The sequence below is a fragment of the Leptolyngbya sp. 7M genome (genome assembly GCF_018128485.1).
Genome location: NZ_CP070897.1, coordinates 6,281,836 through 6,297,841 on the forward strand (window position 1 = coordinate 6,281,836; position 16,006 = coordinate 6,297,841).

21 protein-coding genes and 1 pseudogene are annotated in these 16,006 nt (G+C 53.3%); 10 read left to right on the forward strand and 12 right to left on the reverse strand.

What is annotated here, in order from left to right; all coding sequences use genetic code 11:
• Positions 1–14 precede the first annotated feature (14 nt).
• The 5 genes from JVX88_RS33530 to rnc form a co-directional block, all read right to left on the reverse strand.
• The gene (locus JVX88_RS33530; protein WP_211622984.1) at positions 15–476 is read right to left on the reverse strand and encodes a hypothetical protein; all 462 of its coding nucleotides are present in this window, start codon (positions 474–476) and stop codon (positions 15–17) included.
• 126 nt (positions 477–602) lie between these two features.
• Entirely contained in the window at positions 603–1,172 is a 570-nt protein-coding gene (locus tag JVX88_RS33535; RefSeq protein WP_211622986.1) for a hypothetical protein, read from the reverse strand.
• Between the two features lie 138 nt (positions 1,173–1,310).
• The gene (locus JVX88_RS33540; RefSeq protein ID WP_211622988.1) at positions 1,311–1,994 is read right to left on the reverse strand and encodes a Crp/Fnr family transcriptional regulator; all 684 of its coding nucleotides are present in this window, start codon (positions 1,992–1,994) and stop codon (positions 1,311–1,313) included.
• Between the two features lie 201 nt (positions 1,995–2,195).
• Positions 2,196–2,342, reverse strand: coding sequence for a hypothetical protein (locus JVX88_RS43545; protein ID WP_317134537.1), 147 nt, complete (start codon positions 2,340–2,342; stop codon positions 2,196–2,198).
• A 34-nt stretch (positions 2,343–2,376) separates the two neighbouring features.
• Positions 2,377–3,033: a ribonuclease III gene (gene rnc / locus JVX88_RS33550; RefSeq protein ID WP_317134538.1), complete on the reverse strand. Its 657-nt coding sequence runs from the start codon at positions 3,031–3,033 to the stop codon at positions 2,377–2,379.
• Between the two features lie 290 nt (positions 3,034–3,323).
• On the opposite strand from rnc, the gene JVX88_RS43550 reads away from it, so the two are divergent.
• The 4 genes from JVX88_RS43550 to JVX88_RS33565 are packed head-to-tail and all read left to right on the forward strand — an operon-like array spanning position 3,324 to position 5,473.
• Positions 3,324–3,758: an ABC transporter ATP-binding protein gene (locus JVX88_RS43550; protein WP_317134539.1), complete on the forward strand. Its 435-nt coding sequence runs from the start codon at positions 3,324–3,326 to the stop codon at positions 3,756–3,758.
• Positions 3,755–4,225: a hypothetical protein gene (locus JVX88_RS43555; RefSeq protein WP_317134540.1), complete on the forward strand. Its 471-nt coding sequence runs from the start codon at positions 3,755–3,757 to the stop codon at positions 4,223–4,225. Before JVX88_RS43550 ends, JVX88_RS43555 begins: the two co-directional genes overlap by 4 nt.
• Positions 4,226–4,284: 59 nt before the next feature.
• Positions 4,285–5,166 (forward strand): urea ABC transporter ATP-binding subunit UrtE, encoded by an 882-nt coding sequence (gene urtE, locus JVX88_RS33560; RefSeq protein WP_263975368.1) that lies wholly within the window; start codon positions 4,285–4,287, stop codon positions 5,164–5,166.
• A gap of 7 nt (positions 5,167–5,173) precedes the next feature.
• A complete protein-coding gene (locus JVX88_RS33565; RefSeq protein WP_211622990.1) occupies positions 5,174–5,473 on the forward strand; it encodes a hypothetical protein in 300 nt (99 codons plus the stop codon).
• 11 nt (positions 5,474–5,484) lie between these two features.
• Here the strand turns inward: JVX88_RS33565 and JVX88_RS39870 are convergent, their stop codons facing one another.
• Positions 5,485–5,694: a hypothetical protein gene (locus JVX88_RS39870; protein ID WP_225931870.1), complete on the reverse strand. Its 210-nt coding sequence runs from the start codon at positions 5,692–5,694 to the stop codon at positions 5,485–5,487.
• On the opposite strand from JVX88_RS39870, the gene JVX88_RS33570 reads away from it, so the two are divergent.
• A complete protein-coding gene (locus JVX88_RS33570; protein ID WP_225931807.1) occupies positions 5,614–6,825 on the forward strand; it encodes an RHS repeat-associated core domain-containing protein in 1,212 nt (403 codons plus the stop codon). The two genes, JVX88_RS39870 and JVX88_RS33570, sit on opposite strands and share 81 nt — an antisense overlap.
• Positions 6,826–6,841: 16 nt before the next feature.
• Here the strand turns inward: JVX88_RS33570 and JVX88_RS33575 are convergent, their stop codons facing one another.
• Both JVX88_RS33575 and JVX88_RS33580 read right to left on the reverse strand, forming a co-directional pair.
• On the reverse strand, positions 6,842–7,468 hold the full coding sequence (locus tag JVX88_RS33575; RefSeq protein ID WP_211629003.1) for an HD-GYP domain-containing protein: 627 nt from the start codon (positions 7,466–7,468) through the stop codon (positions 6,842–6,844).
• A complete protein-coding gene (locus tag JVX88_RS33580) occupies positions 7,404–7,544 on the reverse strand; it encodes a hypothetical protein (protein ID WP_211622994.1) in 141 nt (46 codons plus the stop codon). The genes JVX88_RS33575 and JVX88_RS33580 overlap by 65 nt, the downstream gene beginning before the upstream one ends.
• 309 nt (positions 7,545–7,853) lie before the next feature.
• On the opposite strand from JVX88_RS33580, the gene JVX88_RS33585 reads away from it, so the two are divergent.
• The 3 genes from JVX88_RS33585 (at position 7,854) to JVX88_RS33595 (ending at position 10,259) form a co-directional block, all read left to right on the forward strand.
• Positions 7,854–8,762 carry a hypothetical protein gene (locus JVX88_RS33585; RefSeq protein ID WP_211622996.1) on the forward strand — a complete coding sequence of 303 codons (909 nt, stop codon included), beginning with the start codon at positions 7,854–7,856 and terminating at the stop codon, positions 8,760–8,762.
• A gap of 350 nt (positions 8,763–9,112) precedes the next feature.
• A complete protein-coding gene (locus tag JVX88_RS33590; protein ID WP_211622998.1) occupies positions 9,113–9,940 on the forward strand; it encodes a hypothetical protein in 828 nt (275 codons plus the stop codon).
• Entirely contained in the window at positions 9,933–10,259 is a 327-nt protein-coding gene (locus JVX88_RS33595) for an SHOCT domain-containing protein (RefSeq protein ID WP_211623000.1), read from the forward strand. Before JVX88_RS33590 ends, JVX88_RS33595 begins: the two co-directional genes overlap by 8 nt.
• Positions 10,260–10,822: 563 nt before the next feature.
• Here JVX88_RS33595 and JVX88_RS33600 read toward each other — a convergent pair.
• From JVX88_RS33600 to JVX88_RS41465, 3 genes are all read right to left on the reverse strand, one after another.
• A complete protein-coding gene (locus tag JVX88_RS33600; protein ID WP_211623008.1) occupies positions 10,823–12,046 on the reverse strand; it encodes a S49 family peptidase in 1,224 nt (407 codons plus the stop codon).
• A 631-nt stretch (positions 12,047–12,677) separates the two neighbouring features.
• A complete protein-coding gene (locus JVX88_RS33605) occupies positions 12,678–13,115 on the reverse strand; it encodes a hypothetical protein (RefSeq protein ID WP_211623010.1) in 438 nt (145 codons plus the stop codon).
• A 10-nt stretch (positions 13,116–13,125) separates the two neighbouring features.
• Positions 13,126–13,647: a hypothetical protein gene (locus JVX88_RS41465; protein WP_211623012.1), complete on the reverse strand. Its 522-nt coding sequence runs from the start codon at positions 13,645–13,647 to the stop codon at positions 13,126–13,128.
• 78 nt (positions 13,648–13,725) lie between these two features.
• On the opposite strand from JVX88_RS41465, the gene JVX88_RS33615 reads away from it, so the two are divergent.
• Positions 13,726–14,343 carry a glutamate ligase domain-containing protein gene (locus JVX88_RS33615; RefSeq protein ID WP_317134541.1) on the forward strand — a complete coding sequence of 206 codons (618 nt, stop codon included), beginning with the start codon at positions 13,726–13,728 and terminating at the stop codon, positions 14,341–14,343.
• A gap of 149 nt (positions 14,344–14,492) precedes the next feature.
• A pseudogene (locus JVX88_RS33620) lies at positions 14,493–14,822 on the forward strand (FAD-binding protein); the annotation flags it as partial.
• Here JVX88_RS33620 and JVX88_RS33625 read toward each other — a convergent pair.
• On the reverse strand, positions 14,784–15,872 hold the full coding sequence (locus tag JVX88_RS33625; RefSeq protein ID WP_317134542.1) for an NAD(P)/FAD-dependent oxidoreductase: 1,089 nt from the start codon (positions 15,870–15,872) through the stop codon (positions 14,784–14,786). The pseudogene JVX88_RS33620 and the gene JVX88_RS33625 sit on opposite strands and share 39 nt — an antisense overlap.
• Between the last annotated feature and the right edge of the window lie 134 nt (positions 15,873–16,006).

The window sequence follows — 16,006 nt, forward strand, 5'->3', positions numbered from 1 at the left end:
TGAGATTGTTTCGTTTAGGACGACAGCTCGCTTTTTGCGGCCTGCGAAGTCAATGCAGAATTTGTCGTGCCCTTCAGAAACCTTATCGCCCTGCCATCCGCAAAATAGGCGCGTGTCCGGAGCTCGCCGTCATCGCTGAAATAAAAGACCAATTTCTCACCGGCATCAAACAGTAGTTCTTCGGTCTCGATACGTGCCGAGCGTTCCGTTCGCACATTTATCTTGAACAAGCTGTTAGGATAAGGCCCTTCGCCTCGGATCTCATAAAAGAAACGGACTGTCGAATTGTAGATCCCGACCGCAGGCCAAGCAGCACGTCCGCTGTTAACGCGCAGCTCGTTCATATATAAATCGGCCGATGTCGGATCTGCCTCAGCAGCAGCGATTTTTGCGTTTGCTTCGGTGTAGGCTTTCCTGATCGCCTCGATCTGCCGATCTACGTTCTGTGCCGAAACGAAAATTACGGAGGCGGTCAAGATCCCGCCGCCGCAACTGCTTGGGACAAATTCACTTTCATAGGGTTCATTTTGGCATCAAATTTCCGAACGCGATCATGATCCCCGTCCCGGGCTAAATTTCGCGCTTTTTCGACCTCTTCGGACCTATTTCCGCTTTGTTATCTTTGCAGTAAATGATCCTTTTACCGACTTGTCGGCTTCAGTAACATTGATCTCGCCGCTAACCGATTCATCGCTAACGGACGTGATCTTCACCTCGCCATCGGCCTTGTCGATATTGAAAGAGACCTTGTTCTCTTTCCCTTCGGAATAGACAGACACATTCAGATAATCGATCTTGTTATACTTTTCCGCCTTGGTCGTGTAGGTGCCGGTTTTAAGGGTCACCTTGTCATCAGTACCTTCTTCGCCGACCAGCTGGATCGCAACGCGTGCTTGACCGTCTGCCGTTAAAGGCTTGCCCATCGAGATCATTCCTGACGTCGTATCCAGATCGTAATTCGCCATCGCAAAATAATGCGACGCGGCCTTTGAAGATGTCGTCTGACCGTCTTTTGTGAATGAGAACGTTTTCGTCGAGGTTAATGAACCGGACGAAGTTATATTAAGCGTTGTGTTCTTATCGGCGATCTTGATATCAAGTTTTGAACCGCCACCGCCGCAGCCGAATGTGAGCATCAATAAAGAAAAGAGTATAAGCATTTGTTTGATCATCGTTTTCCTCACTATCTGAGTCTTATATAAGCAAGAGTCGTGTTGTTGTTCTCACCGGTCTTGAACGCGACCAAGGATCCGCCCGCGTCTCTCAACCCTATCAACTAATTGCAAAAACCGACAACCAGTGAATTTAGGCTAGATTCTGCCGGCTAAATGAGCGAGCTGCTTCATATGAACTAGGTAGATCGCCTGCCGTCCTGGTGCTATCCGAATCCAGCCTTTACTGTCTAGCTTTTCCAGAATTTTGTTGGTTTCATCGACCGTAATCTCACTGACATCAGCCAGATCTTGGCTAGGGATGTAAAAAATCTCGGTTCCGTAGGGAGTGGGCGTGCCGTAGCTTTCGCCTAAGCCCACCAGGGTATTGGCAAGCTTAATGGCCGGAGGCTGGTGGCGCAACTGAGAGCGATAATTGGTTTGGCGTAACCGCCTCACCATCAGTTGCAGCATCCGATGATGCAATTGCGAATCTTTGAAGAGGGTTTGGATAAAGCGTTGGGCTGCAATGCTCAAGAGCCGTACTGAGGAAAGGGCAACCACATCGGTAGAACGCGGTGACTCATCCAGAATCGCCATTTCACCAAAGAAATCACCCCGACCCAAAATGGCCAGCGTAATCACTCCGTCTCCCACATGGCGCCGTACCTTCACCCAGCCCGATTCCACAAAATAAACAGCATTGCCCCAAGCATCTTCCATCAAAACGGCGCGGTCCGCCGGGTACTCGTGTTCAACCGCAATCGAGAGCAACCACTCGACTGTCTCTGGGCTGGCCGCATTGAACAAAGGAAATAATTCACTAAAAGCAGCAGTTTGCATGAAAAGCGCTTGGATACAAAAACTAATACTTGTCCGTCATCAAACGGTTTCGAAAAACTTAAAGATGCAGATTCCTCGGGAAGGCAAACCTCATCATCTGCTAGCAGGATTGAAGAGCAGGGAATAACCACTTAGACCTATGTTACCCAGAAATCTCCGTAAATCTGCAATTATGCCTAGGTTTAGGAGACAAACGACAGCCTAGCCCAAACAGAGTGAGGACTGCGGTGCCAATCGTTCGATAATTTGCTTCAGCACAAGGGCCGTCCAGTCAATGTCAGCCTCGGTGGTATAGCGTCCCAGCGTCAGGCGAATTCCTGATTTAGCGGCCCGTTCACTGTAACCCATGGCTAACAGCGTTGGGCTGGGAACCAGTTTGCCGCTACTGCACGCTGAGCCGGAACTGATGGCGATGCCGGCTAGGTTCATTTGCCGCACAAAGGTTTTGCCAGTCAGTTGGTCTCCGTCTGCACAGCGGAGATAAAAGCTGACGTGATGGGGCAATTGTGATCAGGTACTGGGGATTCTCGCGTTGATGGGCCAACGCCCACTGCTGGAAGCGACTTTTGAAATTAACCGTTGATGCTGTCAGCACTAACGTATCGACAACCGCAGCAAACAGCGGTTCAACATAGACGCGCACCAAATTGATATCAGACCCTGTATCGAGGAAGTAAGCGCCAATCATTGCTTCAAAGGCGCTGCTGAGCAAGTTGGCATTCCGACGCCCACCATCTTTTTCAGCTCCCCGGCCCAGTTTCAGATGCTGATTGAGTCCGAGAAAAAGCGCAAATTGGGCCAACTGCTGCTCATCGACTAGAGCCGAGCGCAAGGGAGTCAGTTCTCCTTCGGGTTTGGTTGCAAAATGTTTGTAGAGGTACTCACCGCTGAGGAAGTTCAAGACGGCATCGCCTAAAAATTCCAACCGCTCATTGTGCAGTTGAGCATCGGAAAATTCATTGATGTAGGAACGGTGAGTCATGGCCTGCTGAAACAGATCCGGATTCTGAAAGTTTGGCAGCTTAAATGGATCACTCATGGTTGTTTAAGCAATTTCTCCAGAGGCATTTACGCTGATCGGGCTTCGCTGAGAAAAAAACTATTCTGCGCTCAGGTTAGGTTCAGCTTCTCAGTAAATCATTGAAGGTAAGTTGAATCTATTTTTAGAACTACAGCCTTTTCCAGGCTAATGAAGTACAAAAATTGGGGTGCAGGGGCACTGCCCCTGCGTGGGGGCGAAGCCCCCACACCCCCTATACCTTACGTAGGTGAAAAACGCTGTAAGAACGCAACACTCAACACTTAAAACCTAAAACTCAAACCTTTCCCATGCAACCTGTTATTCGGCTCGAACATATTCATAAAACCTATGGAACTGGCGATACCGAAGTTCATGCCCTCAATGATGTCAATCTGACCGTTGAGAAGGGTGACTATTGCGCCATTATGGGACCTTCTGGTTCGGGTAAATCCACGGCCATGAACGTAATTGGCTGCCTGGATCGACCGACATCTGGCAGCTATTACCTAGACGGGGTTGATGTCGCTGGTTTATCCGATCCAGAATTGGCCCATACCCGCAATCGCAAGCTGGGATTTGTCTTCCAACAGTTCCATTTGCTGCCGCAACTCTCGGCAATGGAAAACGTGATGCTGCCAATGGTCTATGCTGGAATTCCCACCCAGGAACGGAGGGAACGGGCGGCTGAGGCACTCACACGGGTTGGGTTAGCGAATCGGTTAAGTCCCACAAAGCTGATATGAAAGCCAATCTGCTCTCACATGGCGAAAAACAGTGGTTAGAGATCGGCATGCTGGTGGCGCAATCCCCCGACCTGCTGCTGGTGGATGAACCCGTCGCGGGTCTCACCGACGAAGAAACCGAACGGACGGGTGAACTGTTGGTTTCGCTAGCTGAGAGCCATTCGATTATTGTGATCGAACATGATATGGAGTTTGTGCGTCAGATTGCCCAGGGAACGGTAACGGTGCTGCACCAGGGTTCGGTGCTCTGCGAAGGCCCCTTTGATGTCGTCCAAACGAATCCGCGCGTGATTGAGGTATACCTCGGTCAGGAGATCGATCACGACGCGCCTGAAAGTATTCCCGCTGATTTAACATCTGCCGCTCTGCAAGAAATTGGGGAGCCGGATCAGATCCATACAGAGATCCATACAGATCTGTCATCCGCCGCCCTCCAAGAAATTGGGGAACCGGATCAGGTGTATTAGTTACTATTCTGTTTATCATCTCTTTTGCCATTTCTCTATTGCCCTCTATTGCCCTACTCATGGTTCAAACTGCTACCACGCTCGATTCTGCTGCCGCTGCCACGCCTTTGATGCTGCAAGTTTCTGATCTGAATGTCTATTACGGTGAGAGCCATATTCTCCGTAATGTAGACTTGAGCGTTCCCAAAGGCGAGATGGTTTGTTTGATCGGACGGAACGGCGTCGGCAAAACCACGCTGCTAAAAACGATCATGGGCCTGCTGAAGCCCCGCAGCGGCGATATCGTTTTCTCTGGGCGGTCAATTCTTGGCAGAACTCCCGATCAGCGGGCGCGCTTGGGCATTGGCTACGTGCCTCAGGGGCGGGAAGTGATTCCCCGTCTGACTGTGAAAGAAAACCTACTGCTGGGCTACGAAGCCAGAGCCGAACGACCTCGCAATACCCAGGCGATTCCTGAAGAGATTTTTGAGCTATTCCCGGTACTGAAGGATATGCTGTGGCGGATGGGCGGCGACCTCAGCGGTGGACAACAGCAGCAGCTCGCGATTGCTCGTGCCATCATGGGCCAACCGCAGCTTCTGGTCCTCGACGAACCCACCGAAGGCATTCAGCCCTCGATTATTCTCGATATTGAATCGGCGGTACGACGCATCGTGGCCACCACCGGCATTTCGGTGCTTTTGGTGGAACAACACCTGCACTTTGTTCGCCAAGCCGATCGCTACTACGCCATGCAAAAAGGTGGCATCGTCGCCCGTGGTCGAGCGTCGAGTCATCGGCGGCGTCACCGTCGAGGACGTGCTCCAGCCCGGCATGGTCGGCCAGATTGGCGCTGTCGACGTGGTCACCGGCGAGCGATTCGGGCAGATGCCGCGACGCGACTTCAAGGAGGACGCGGTGGTCATGCCTGTGTCGGTGCCCTGCGAACGGCTCTGCTATGAGGTGCTCATGCCACGCGCGCTGCTGGAGCGCAAGCCTCGGCTGCGCGTCCACAGCACTATCCAGACCGAGATGCCCTATGTTCGCGGCCCGGACTTCGCCGCCATTCCTGTTCCCGAGACGCTTGAGAACTTAGGAGACGCGCAGTCCGCACCATCAGCCCCGTATATCCCGCGTCACGCGCAGATGCTCCGCTGGATGCTCGATCAGATCGGCCCGGTGCCCGGTGGACTCGAACTCTGGCGCGTGCGCATGCGCTTCCCGCCCATTCCGATCTGCATCGCCGTCAGCTACTCCCTCACGGGCTGAGTGACGCCCCATCAACCCGAATCGACCCTCGCCTCGGGCGCGTGTGGCAGAGATGCACCTTTCGAGCGCATGGCGGTGTTGAGGACAGCCGCTCTACCATTACTTGCATGGCCATCGGTCCAAACACCCGCACGGGAGCGATCAGCCGCAAGGGCTACGCGGGCTACGAGCACGACCCGACGTTCGAGGGGGCGGGGCGGAACTTGTACCACGTGAGGCATCGCGTGTACGACGCAGACGTGGGGAGGTGGACGAGGCGGGACCCGCTCGGGTATGTGGACGGGATGAGCTTGTACGAGTACGTCATGTCCAATCCACTACTCTATGCTGATCCGCTTGGATTGGAGCGAAAGGGCGGCAAGGACGACTGGAAAGACATACCACCCGAGCTGAAGAAAGACAGACGTTTTGGAGACTATATCGAGACGTGCTGGAAACCTTCACAGAACTTTCCACCCGGTGGAGTCATGTCTCGCCAGCAACTGCTTGAGGCTGCCGAGGAGTACATCCGGGAGTACCCCAAGCGAGTATCCCAGAGAACGCGTGACCAGGTCCTTGAGAAGCTCCGTCGGATACGAGGACTACCTGGCACGATGATGATCGGACCGCTCGGGTTGCTCTTGATCGTGAGCGAAGTTGAGGGCGCTATCACCGACCGAGGGGCGCCATGCAGACTGCTTTTCGACGCCTTGAAGGAAGCGAGTCGCAGCGGCGATTGCAGCCCATCGCAGTTGGAGCGACTCGTGTATGCCAGCCTCGGAACCGTGATCAGCGTGCCGGGCGGCACCATCCAGGGCCGCGTTCTTGGGCCCGGCGTGAATCCATTCGGGTCCACCAATCCGGACGGGGTGTATGTGCTGAACTCAACCGGCGACGTCACGATCCGCGACGCGCGCATCCATGGGACGCTGGTCGTGCGAGCGCCGGGCCGGATGGTGACTCTCGCGGGGAGCGTGAACCTGGCGCCGGCGCGGGCTGACTATCCCGCGCTGATCGTCGAGGGGAACGTGACGATCGACACGTCGTCGTCGCCGCTGCTCGAGGTGGGGGTGCTCCGCAACCTCAACCCGCCGGGCGCGCCGTACATGGGCCAGACCGACGCGCTGCTGGATGACGCATACCCCAGCGAGATCACCGGGCTCGTGCACGTCCGCGGGGACGTTGCGGTCACGGGATCTCTCTTCATCAGCGGAGGGCTTCTGGTCGACGGTCCGAGCGGCAATCTTGATCTCAAGGGCTCCATCGCCGTGGAGTGGTCGCCGTCGATGGTGAACCAGCCGCTCATGGGCTATGCCGCGAGCGTGAGAATGGTGCCGGTCGCCGGGACGTGGCGACGCGTCCTTCTGCCGTGACCGGAGCATGGTCCGATCAGGCGGCGGCCCGCGGCTCGTCGGTCTGCGGCAGCGGCGTCGGGCTGAACTCGATCGTGTGCCGGGCGACCATCTCGTCGTAGGCCGCCAAGTCGAGCGACAGGAAGACTCGGGTCAACTCCGGGTCGAACTGCTCTCCGGCCTTGCTGCGGATCTCATCCAGGACCTTGTCGCGCGGCAGGGCTCCGCGGTACGAACGGGTCGAGCTCATCGCGTCGAACGTGTCGGCCAGGGCGAGCATGCGCGCGACGACGGGGATGGAGGTGCCGACCAGGCCGACGGGGTATCCCTTGCCGTCGAAGCGCTCGTGGTGGTGCAGCACGCCGGGAAGGATGTCCTCGAGCATGGGGATGCCCTTGAGGATGTCGTGCCCGATCCGCGGGTGCTTCTTGACGAGGTCGAACTCCTGCTCGGTGAGCCGTCCGCTCTTGCAGAGCACCGCCTCGGGAACGCCGATCTTGCCCACGTCATGGAGCAAGCCCGAGAGGTGGACGCGCTGGGCCTGGGCATCGGTCATGCCCGAGGCCAGCGCGAGCTCGCGGGCAAGGTAGGCGACGCGCTCACTGTGGCCGCACGTGTAGCGGTCCTTCGCGTCGATCGCCGCGGTCAGCGCACTGTTGGGTATCGCTACTCGTGCCGATCACCGGCAGCTCTTTCCTTATCTTTGTTCCCCGGCTTTTACCGTCACATCCTTCTTTCATTTCAACTTGGTCCAAGTTATGTACGTCAGACGATCACAGCACTTCGTTCAAGATCAGTTAGCCGTCAATCATTGATTTAATCACACGTAAGTTATGAAACGAAGGGTCTCTCCCGCGTAAAAGGCTCCAAACTGATGCGTAACAGCCTGAAAGACCAAGCTTTCTACAGATTCCGAGACCAGCAAGTGCGTTGACTAATCAGAACGGATTGCGCTACTTTTATTGAATCCAGTGCCTACCTGAGATCATTCGTGAAAATTCATTGAGATTTACCGGTAGATTGTGATTCTAGCCTCGAGGAGATAATAAATGAAGAAGAGATTTAGGAGCGGTTATTTCCGCTTTGTCGCGGTAACTATCGCGCTCAGCGCTTTGTTAGCAGGTTTTCTCGCTTTCTCTGACAACGGCATCGTTGCAGGGCCTGAGGGAGAAACAGGAGTTCTTGAGCGTATGATCGTTGCCAAAGGCCGCGTTACGCTAGACGTAGATCTAAGCTCGCTGACCCGCGGCAGCGGAAAACGTGGTTCTGGGCCAATGGTGTTTGATTCGGTACCCGATTCATTCTTCTCCATAGCTGTTTTCAACAATGAGTTCCGAAGTTCGCTTCCCGGAACCTTGGAAATGGTACCTCAGGAAACTTTTGACGTTCCCGGTCGTTTGCGAGGTTCATTTGAGAAGCTAATGATCGAACGTACCGGGACGGGCAGCGACTACGAATTAGTGGTCCGCGACGCAGAGGACGGCTATACCTTCTTCAATATCGAAGGCCATGAGTTTGATTACGACCCCGCCAGCCAACGCTTGGTGGTAAAAGGAGGTCGCGTACTTCTTGCCGATCAATTCGCAGAAGACCTCGGACTCAGGCCGGAACCGGGCAAGATACTTGGGGGGATAACTATCGAAGCAGTCATGCGTTCGGTTGAGATAACCCAGATCACAAACGGTTCGATGACGTCAAACAAACTTCCGGCAATGAACGATCCTGAAACCGGTACCGTTCCCGGACCGGACGTTATCGTTGGTGACATTGTTGGACTTGCTCAGTTTGGAAGTGCGAGTGGTACACAGGTCGGGCTCGCAGTTGGTACCGATTCTTGCAACGCGGGCACTGTCGATCTGAACTGGTTCGCTAACCCGAGCAACGATCATCCGCGTTCTAGCAACACTCCCTGGCTGGGCCAAACGATTCAGGGTCGAGTAGTGAGGACTATCGGGTGAGAACTTTTGGCCGTTTTCTGCTCGTTTTCTGCTCGTTTTCTGACCGCTTATGGATTACCGTATGCGGGATGTCGCAGATGCAGTAGACTTGTAACCCAAAGTCAGGGATGCAAGAAAGTCAGGGATGCAAGATTGCCAGAAATGGGCCGGATGGTTTTCAAGCAAACTTTCAGGCAAAGTTTTAGGCAAAGTTTTAGGCAAAAATTTAACGGCTGTGTTTCAAAGTCTCGTGATAAAGTGTGCGTCGTAGTTCTGGTTTGGCTTGATTTAGTTTGGCTTGATTTAGTTTGGCTTGATTTGCTATATCGCTATCTATTCACTGCTTAGCTCCCCACTCACCGGAGGTTCAGATGGAGTTTTGGGAATTTCTGATCCAGAAGGAAGGCGATCGCTCCTGGTTACCTTTGGAATCTCCCAGCGTCGAAATTTTGGAAGGACGATATCGTGTCGTGGCTCGCTCGCACCGAGCCAATACTGCGACGGAGATTCGCGTCATTCATTATGCAACGACCGAAACTCCCCCTGTGCGCCGAGTCCGCAAACGCTCTAGCCAAACCAATCCCGATGGCCTGATTGTGATTTTGCCCTTTACTCGCTTGCAACCGGGACTGTGGGAGTTGCGCTGCACTGGCGATGTGATGGCCGAAATGATGGGTGAAAACTGGCAGTATGCCGTCCAGTTGGATGTGGTGCCGCAAGAACAGCCCGCCGATGAGTGGAATCCTGACTGGCAAGGCACTGCTACGGAAACGACGAAGAAACCTACCGATGAGGCCGTTGCTGGAACGGTGCAGGCAGTCGCTGAAGCCAATCCGACGCCTGAGGTCAAATCGTCCCCCGTTCCAGAGGTGACTCCCTTGGCGGCAGCAACCGAAGCAGTACCGTCAATTGACCAACCAGTTGTTAGTCCACCAGAGGAACAGGTTAATCCAACCCCTGTTAGTGAAACCGTCAGTGAGATCGTCGATCCAGAATCCAGCCTCGATCAGCCAGCCTTGCCTGCTGCCGACCTATCGCAAGCGCTACAGCAAATTGAACAGGCGTCAGAACAGCTCGTCGACTCGATCTTCCGCAACTTGACCGATTTAACCAACGATGTGACCAGCGAAACCTCGTTGACGGATGAGGCCAAGACTGGCGAAATCCATAGCGCAGCGGAACCTGCCATCGGTGGCTAGAACCGCCGCCATTAGCGGTACGGCAACCGCCACCAGCAGAGCAGTCAACAACACAATGGATCGAAAAGCAGTGCAGGCTCAGCAAGAGCAAGCTGCTGCGATTCGGGCACAGCAGGAAATGGAGCAAATGAAAGCCCAACTAGCCGCCGTGCAGGCTATGCAGGTTGAGACTGCAACATCCGCTCCAGTCCCCGCCGCACCCTCACTAGCGACCCAGCCTGATCTGTTGGCCCAACTGACGCAGCTAGCCCAGCTAAAAGAAGCGGGTGCTTTGACAGAGGACGAGTTTCAGCGAGCCAAAGCCAAATTACTCGAGTAGAAGGATCAGGGTGCATTTAAGCAGTAGGCCATCACCACAGTGACTAAACTAACATAAGCGCTTTAAACTCTGCTTTATTCTCTGTTAGTTGAGCGTTTCGGCTAGAGAAAACAATGTTTGACTTAGAGACTGTTATGTTTGCCTTCGTCCTGCTGGCGATTCTACTGCTAGTCGGACGCTACTTGAAGCGCAAAACTCGCCTGTTTCAACGGTTGTATCTACCGGAGTCCGTGATCGCTGGAGTGTTAGGGCTGCTGCTGGGACCGCAGGTATTGGGAGTCATGGCCTCGGCTATAGCTGGACCTGATGCCCCTTTAGCAGGTGGTGTGTTTCCTGAGAGCATCCTGGCAGTCTGGTCCCAATCTCCGAAGGTTTTTATCAATGTGGTGTTTGCGTCGCTGCTGCTGGGAGAAGCGATTCCCTCACTCGGTCAGGTATGGCGCAAGGCGGCTCCTCAGGTGGTATTTGGAATGACGCTGGGGTTTGGGCAGTATGTGGTTGGGGCCTTAGTTACGCTACTGATTCTGATACCAGTCTTTGGGATTAGCCCAATTGCCGCCAGTTTAATTGAAGTCAGCTTTGCCGGCGGGCATGGCACGGCAGGTGGAATGATTGGGGTGTTTAATCAATTGGACTTTCCCGATGGCGGCGATCTGTCGCTGGGGCTGGCTACCATAAGCTTGGTAACGAGCATCGTGCTGGGTACCGCCCTGGCGAACTGGGGACGACGCCAGGGATATGTGGCAAACGCTAACCCAGATGTAGCCGAGCCAAAGGACATTCCGTCGTTGCATCTCGAGGAGCCGCTGGAGGTCAGCCGGCAGCGCCAGCGCTTGTTGCAAAATTTGCTGATGGATCCTCTGTCGATCAACTTTGGCGTTGTAGCTCTGGCGATTGCGGTCGGTTGGCTGATCTTTATCCTTCGATTCGCCAGTCAGGTCCTGCAGTTCCGCTAATACTTCGTCTTCGTGAACCACTTGATCGATCAGCTTGGCAGTTTGGGCTTGATCAGACATGAGTAGCCCCTGCTGATCGGCGAGGGTTTGTAACTGCTCTGGTTTTAAGTTTCGGCTTTTAGCAACCGTGGAGAGAAAACCTGTCCACAGATCACCCAGCAGTTTTTGAGTTTCTTCTTCAGCTTCGGGGCTATTTGCAGTACGGACAAACGGTTCCACAGCCGACTTATACTTACCGGCCCGAATCGGCTGCACCCCCACACCATATTTCTGCAGTGCTCCTGCAAAGAAGGCAGTCTCTACACTGAAACCATTGAATTCCAGAACAGCAGTAGGATTGAGCAGCACCTGATCGGCCACTGAGGTGAGGTAGTATTCTCGCTCGGTCCAGCCCGTGGTATCGTAGGCCAAAATTGGCTTGCCAGACTCACGGAACTTCTGCAGTGCTTGCCGCACTTCTTGCAGAGTGGCTAACCCCGACCCCAAGCCCGCCGGATTAATACTGCCCGATAGGTAGATTCCGGCAATCCGATCATCCTTAGCTGCACGTTCCAGCGTTTCTAGCACCGTGCGAAGCGGAATGGTGTTGCGGGGGCTGCTACCCGAAAGCGCCTGCCCAATCACTTCTCCCGGACTGTTGGTCAGACTAGAGTCGGTAATTTCCTGAGCCAAGTCAATTGTGAGAATCGAGTCTTTTTCAACGCGGGAACTAGCTTCTCGAGAAGCAGCAGTAATGGCAATCAGGAGCACGGTGAGTCCAGTAACGCTGAGCGTCAAAAACAGAAAGATACCCGTAAGCGTAGCGAAGGTCTGCTTGAGGAAATCGCGCATGGTCGAGGCAAATAAAGGCTAGGGAAGAAGCGTGGGCTGAGGGATCCAGCGTCACGAGTGCCGGAAGGAGCCGTATCTCTGGTGGTAATTAATACTGGCAGGTAATCAATACCGTAATCAATCGGGTAACCAAATGACCCAGAGGCAATTAAGACAACCTAGACAGCTCTAGCTCCAGTTTAAACGGTGAAAATTTAACTTCACTCACGAAGTGTTCTAAGTGATTCAACCAAATTAAACGGCGATAGGGCATGCAGGCACCTAATCCGGTACTAGATCTGTCACCAGACCCAGCAGCACAGGATATTGGTGCTACGCCCACATTACGCAAAGACACTAGAGAAGCTAAAGCATTTTGTTGACATTAATGTTCATAATTGAAGAATTCTCCCAGAAAATTTGAGATCAGCTCATAGTCATTCATATGATTACCTCCTTATGGGTAGATAGGAAAGGCACTTTCAATCCGGAATCCATCAGGTGCGGCTGGGTCAGCATGAAGACTGATTTTGACCTTGGTTGTGTCTCCTATGTTAACTGCTTGAATGATGGGATTCCTTCGACTACCAACGTTCGTAAATCCACCTGTTGCTGCACTCTAATGAGAGGAGCTTGTTGCTCGTTCGTATGTTTACACAAACACAATTGGATTTCCTTCCCTGCGGGCCGCTTGGATCAATTCAGTCATACTCTGAATGAATTGCTCTAAAAGGACCGTTTTATGTCCGGGTAATTGTTGTTTGAGTCGATTAATTTCAGTTTCTAGTTGATCTAATTCAACTAAATCGATGGTGTCTCCACTGTGAGACCCGCTGTAGACTACTTTTTCTAGCAGTAGAGACGTTTCATTCAGCAATAGGTTTGCGATTTCTTGATTGAGATAACCGATATCGCTGGAATTTCCAAGTCTACATTGAACGGCTATAAATCTACTGCTCGGATAATTAGACGCAAGATTGTCATCCTCAATAAAGACTTCGCCCGTTTCTTCATCAACTTGAAGGATATTTGAGTTAATATCGATTTTCAAGTTGTTTTTATGAGTGTAAACGACAGCATCTAAGCCCATGTCTATCCCCTTAAAAAGTTACAATTCCTTCTGTGGTTAAAACTGTAACACGTCCTTCTAAGCTTCCAATATTGCCTTGAGCACGTAGGATTTGGAGGCGTGCATTTTCTGCTGTTATTGGGACATTTCTAGCATCTATAAGAATCTGCTCACCTTGTTGTGCAGCTTTTTGTATAGCATTCTTGAGAGTGTTGGGTCCAGCACTGGTTAAAGTTTTAAGTTCTGTAGAAACACCATTAATTCGGAAGTCAGGAGTTTTACTAGGGACTCTTGGGACGATTTCAACAGTTTTACCTTGTCCCAGTAATTCTTCTACCATGCTTCTCTCTACTGGATTGATATCGTTAAGATTACCGATCAGTGTTCCAGGTGATGCTTTTTCTTGGACTGCTTCGATTGCTTCATCGGCGTTCTGGCGGGCCAAGAGTGCCTCAGGAGACCCCGGTGCCATCTGTTCCAAGACGTCCGCAGCTTGCTCGGCTTGGTCGGCGGCTTTCTGGGCTTTGGCTAAATCCCCAGCCGCACCAGCCACTACAGTGTCGATCAGGTCAGTTATGGCGCTGATGGTACAACGGCCAGGGTTTGGGAGCGGGGTGTCATTTTAGGAGAGTTGAATCTGAAACTGCTGGGGCAACACAACCTCAGTAATGCGCTAGCAGCCGTTGCGGTAGGGCGACTACTGGGATTGGATTTTGCTGAAATTGTAGCTGGTTTGGCAACCTTCGAGGGAGCACGGCGGCGGTTCGAGCGGCGAGGTGAAGCGAATCAAATTCTGTTTATTGATGACTATGCCCATCATCCCAGCGAAATTCGGGCCACGCTAGCAGCAGCTCGGCTGCGAGTTCAAGATAGCACCGGTTACAGGCGAGTCGTTGCTGTGTTTCAGCCCCACCGCTACAGCCGCACCATTGCGTTTCTCGACGAATTTGCCCAAGCATTTGCCGATGCCGATTTAGTCATTACGACCGATATTTACAGCGCTGGAGAAGCCAATTTGGGACAAGTGACCGGGCAGCAGCTTGCCGATGCAATTGCGGCTCATCAATCCTCGGTGATCTATCAGCCAACCTTGCCGGAAGTTTCGGCCTATTTGATGGAAACGCTTGAGCCGGGAGATTTAGTTCTATTCCTGGGTGCAGGCAACCTGAATCGGGTGATTCCAGAACTGGTGACGTTTTATCAGCAGGTGGAACAAAGTCGCTCACAGGTTTACTGTGGCTCGGCCTAGTGTCGAGTTATAGTTAGCCGATAAAGCGGTGATCTGAACTTCATTGACCTAAATTTACTTGTTACATCATTTAATTCGATACGATCATGGCTCTTTCCCAAGACTCACCGAGCATTCATTCCTCTGCTGCAAAGGTAACTAAATCGCTCATGGTAGATGCGGGTCACTCGTGGTTTGCACCGCTGGGGCGGCAGCCTCAGGCAATACGCCTTCCTGGTACAGATTGCCTGATTAAGCCCCAGGTACCGCTTTCTACACTCACTTCGTTCAAGGTTGGTGGTCCGGCTGAGTTGTATGTTGCGCCCCGCTGTATTGAGGACTTGCAAGCCAGTTTGGACTGGGCTAACTCACGTGGTTTGCCGATTACCTTGCTGGGAGCAGGCAGCAATTTGTTAATCAGCGATCAGGGGCTGCCCGGACTGGTAATTGGCACACGGCGACTACGCTACGGCTATTTTGATGAGGTCAATGGTCAAGTGATCGCAGCAGCGGGTGAACCAATTGCACGTTTGGCTTGGCGAGCCGCAGAACGAGGTTGGGGCCACCGGAGCCACGCCAGGTAGGGGCTGGCCTCCCTGGTGGGCAAAGTGGGCCAAATCCCCGACCACAAAAATATTCGGGTGGCCCGGAATGCTCAGATCCGGCTCCACCATCACCCGCCCCACCCGGTCTAGTTCGGCTCCGGTGCGTTGCTCCAGCACCTTGCCCATAGTCGATGCCTTCACACCTGCGGCCCAGAGAATTGTACGAGCCGGAATTTGCTGCATCTCGTTACCCCGCTTCACGGTGACAATGTGATTGTCGATATTCGTCACCAGCGATTGGGTTTGTACGGTCACTCCTAACCGGGCCAGCGCCTGAGCTGCCTTCTCCGAGAGTTCTGGCGGGTAGGGGGGCAGCACCCGGTCTAAGCCTTCGATCAGCAGAATTTTGGTTTCGGTGGTGTCGATGTTGCGGAAGTCGGATTTCAGCGTGTTAAAGGCGAGTTCGGCAATCGCGCCGGCCAGTTCCACCCCAGTCGGACCGCCGCCGACAATCACAAAGGTCAACCAGGCTTGGCGCTTGGCAGGATCGGTTTCTTTCTCCGCCGCTTCAAAGGCGACAAAAATCCGCCGTCGCATCTCTAAGGCATCTTCGACAGTTTTCAGTCCAGGCGCGGTGGGCTTCCAGTGGTCATTGCCGAAGTAGTGATGGCTGACGCCGGTAGCCACGATCAGCGTGTCATAGTCAATTTGGCGATTGCGCAGCATTACTCTTTGCTGGGCTGGGTCAATATCGCTGACTTCGTCCATCAGCACCTTGACGTTGCGGTACCTGCTGAGGATGCCGCGTAAGGGAGAAGAAATGTCGGCTGGCGAGAGGGTCCCCGTTGCTACCTGATACAGCAGGGGTTGGAACAGGTGAAAATTGCGCTTGTCGATCAGGGTGACGTGCGCTTCGGATTTTCCCAGTTCCTTGGCGGCATAAAGTCCCCCAAAGCCGCCGCCTACAATCACTACGCGGTGTGCGGGTTGAGTCTGATTCGCCATGCTCGAACGCTCCTTAGAAGGCAGTCACAGAAAGGCAGTTACAGAAAAGCAGTCACAGAAAAGCAGTTACAGAAAAGCAATCACAGAGACGGTGCTCCCTTGTAGCTTAACTTAGGTTCCCCAAATTCCAGGTA

Excerpts from the sequence above, each read along its gene's own strand:
- JVX88_RS43550 (WP_317134539.1), top strand. The coding sequence starts at position 3,324 with ATGCAACCTGTTATTCGGCTCGAACATATTCATAAAACCTATGGAACT.
- JVX88_RS33585 (WP_211622996.1), top strand. The coding sequence starts at position 7,854 with ATGAAGAAGAGATTTAGGAGCGGTTATTTCCGCTTTGTCGCGGTAACT.
- urtE (WP_263975368.1), top strand. The coding sequence starts at position 4,285 with ATGGTTCAAACTGCTACCACGCTCGATTCTGCTGCCGCTGCCACGCCT.
- JVX88_RS33580 (WP_211622994.1), bottom strand. The coding sequence starts at position 7,544 with ATGAAAGAAGGATGTGACGGTAAAAGCCGGGGAACAAAGATAAGGAAA.
- JVX88_RS33625 (WP_317134542.1), bottom strand. The coding sequence starts at position 15,872 with ATGGCGAATCAGACTCAACCCGCACACCGCGTAGTGATTGTAGGCGGC.
- JVX88_RS39870 (WP_225931870.1), bottom strand. The coding sequence starts at position 5,694 with ATGCCTCACGTGGTACAAGTTCCGCCCCGCCCCCTCGAACGTCGGGTC.
- JVX88_RS33605 (WP_211623010.1), bottom strand. The coding sequence starts at position 13,115 with ATGGGCTTAGATGCTGTCGTTTACACTCATAAAAACAACTTGAAAATC.
- JVX88_RS33535 (WP_211622986.1), bottom strand. The coding sequence starts at position 1,172 with ATGATCAAACAAATGCTTATACTCTTTTCTTTATTGATGCTCACATTC.
- JVX88_RS43545 (WP_317134537.1), bottom strand. The coding sequence starts at position 2,342 with ATGGGTTACAGTGAACGGGCCGCTAAATCAGGAATTCGCCTGACGCTG.
- JVX88_RS33565 (WP_211622990.1), top strand. The coding sequence starts at position 5,174 with ATGCCACGCGCGCTGCTGGAGCGCAAGCCTCGGCTGCGCGTCCACAGC.
- JVX88_RS33540 (WP_211622988.1), bottom strand. The coding sequence starts at position 1,994 with ATGCAAACTGCTGCTTTTAGTGAATTATTTCCTTTGTTCAATGCGGCC.
- JVX88_RS33590 (WP_211622998.1), top strand. The coding sequence starts at position 9,113 with ATGGAGTTTTGGGAATTTCTGATCCAGAAGGAAGGCGATCGCTCCTGG.
- rnc (WP_317134538.1), bottom strand. The coding sequence starts at position 3,033 with ATGAGTGATCCATTTAAGCTGCCAAACTTTCAGAATCCGGATCTGTTT.
- JVX88_RS43555 (WP_317134540.1), top strand. The coding sequence starts at position 3,755 with ATGAAAGCCAATCTGCTCTCACATGGCGAAAAACAGTGGTTAGAGATC.
- JVX88_RS33600 (WP_211623008.1), bottom strand. The coding sequence starts at position 12,046 with ATGCGCGATTTCCTCAAGCAGACCTTCGCTACGCTTACGGGTATCTTT.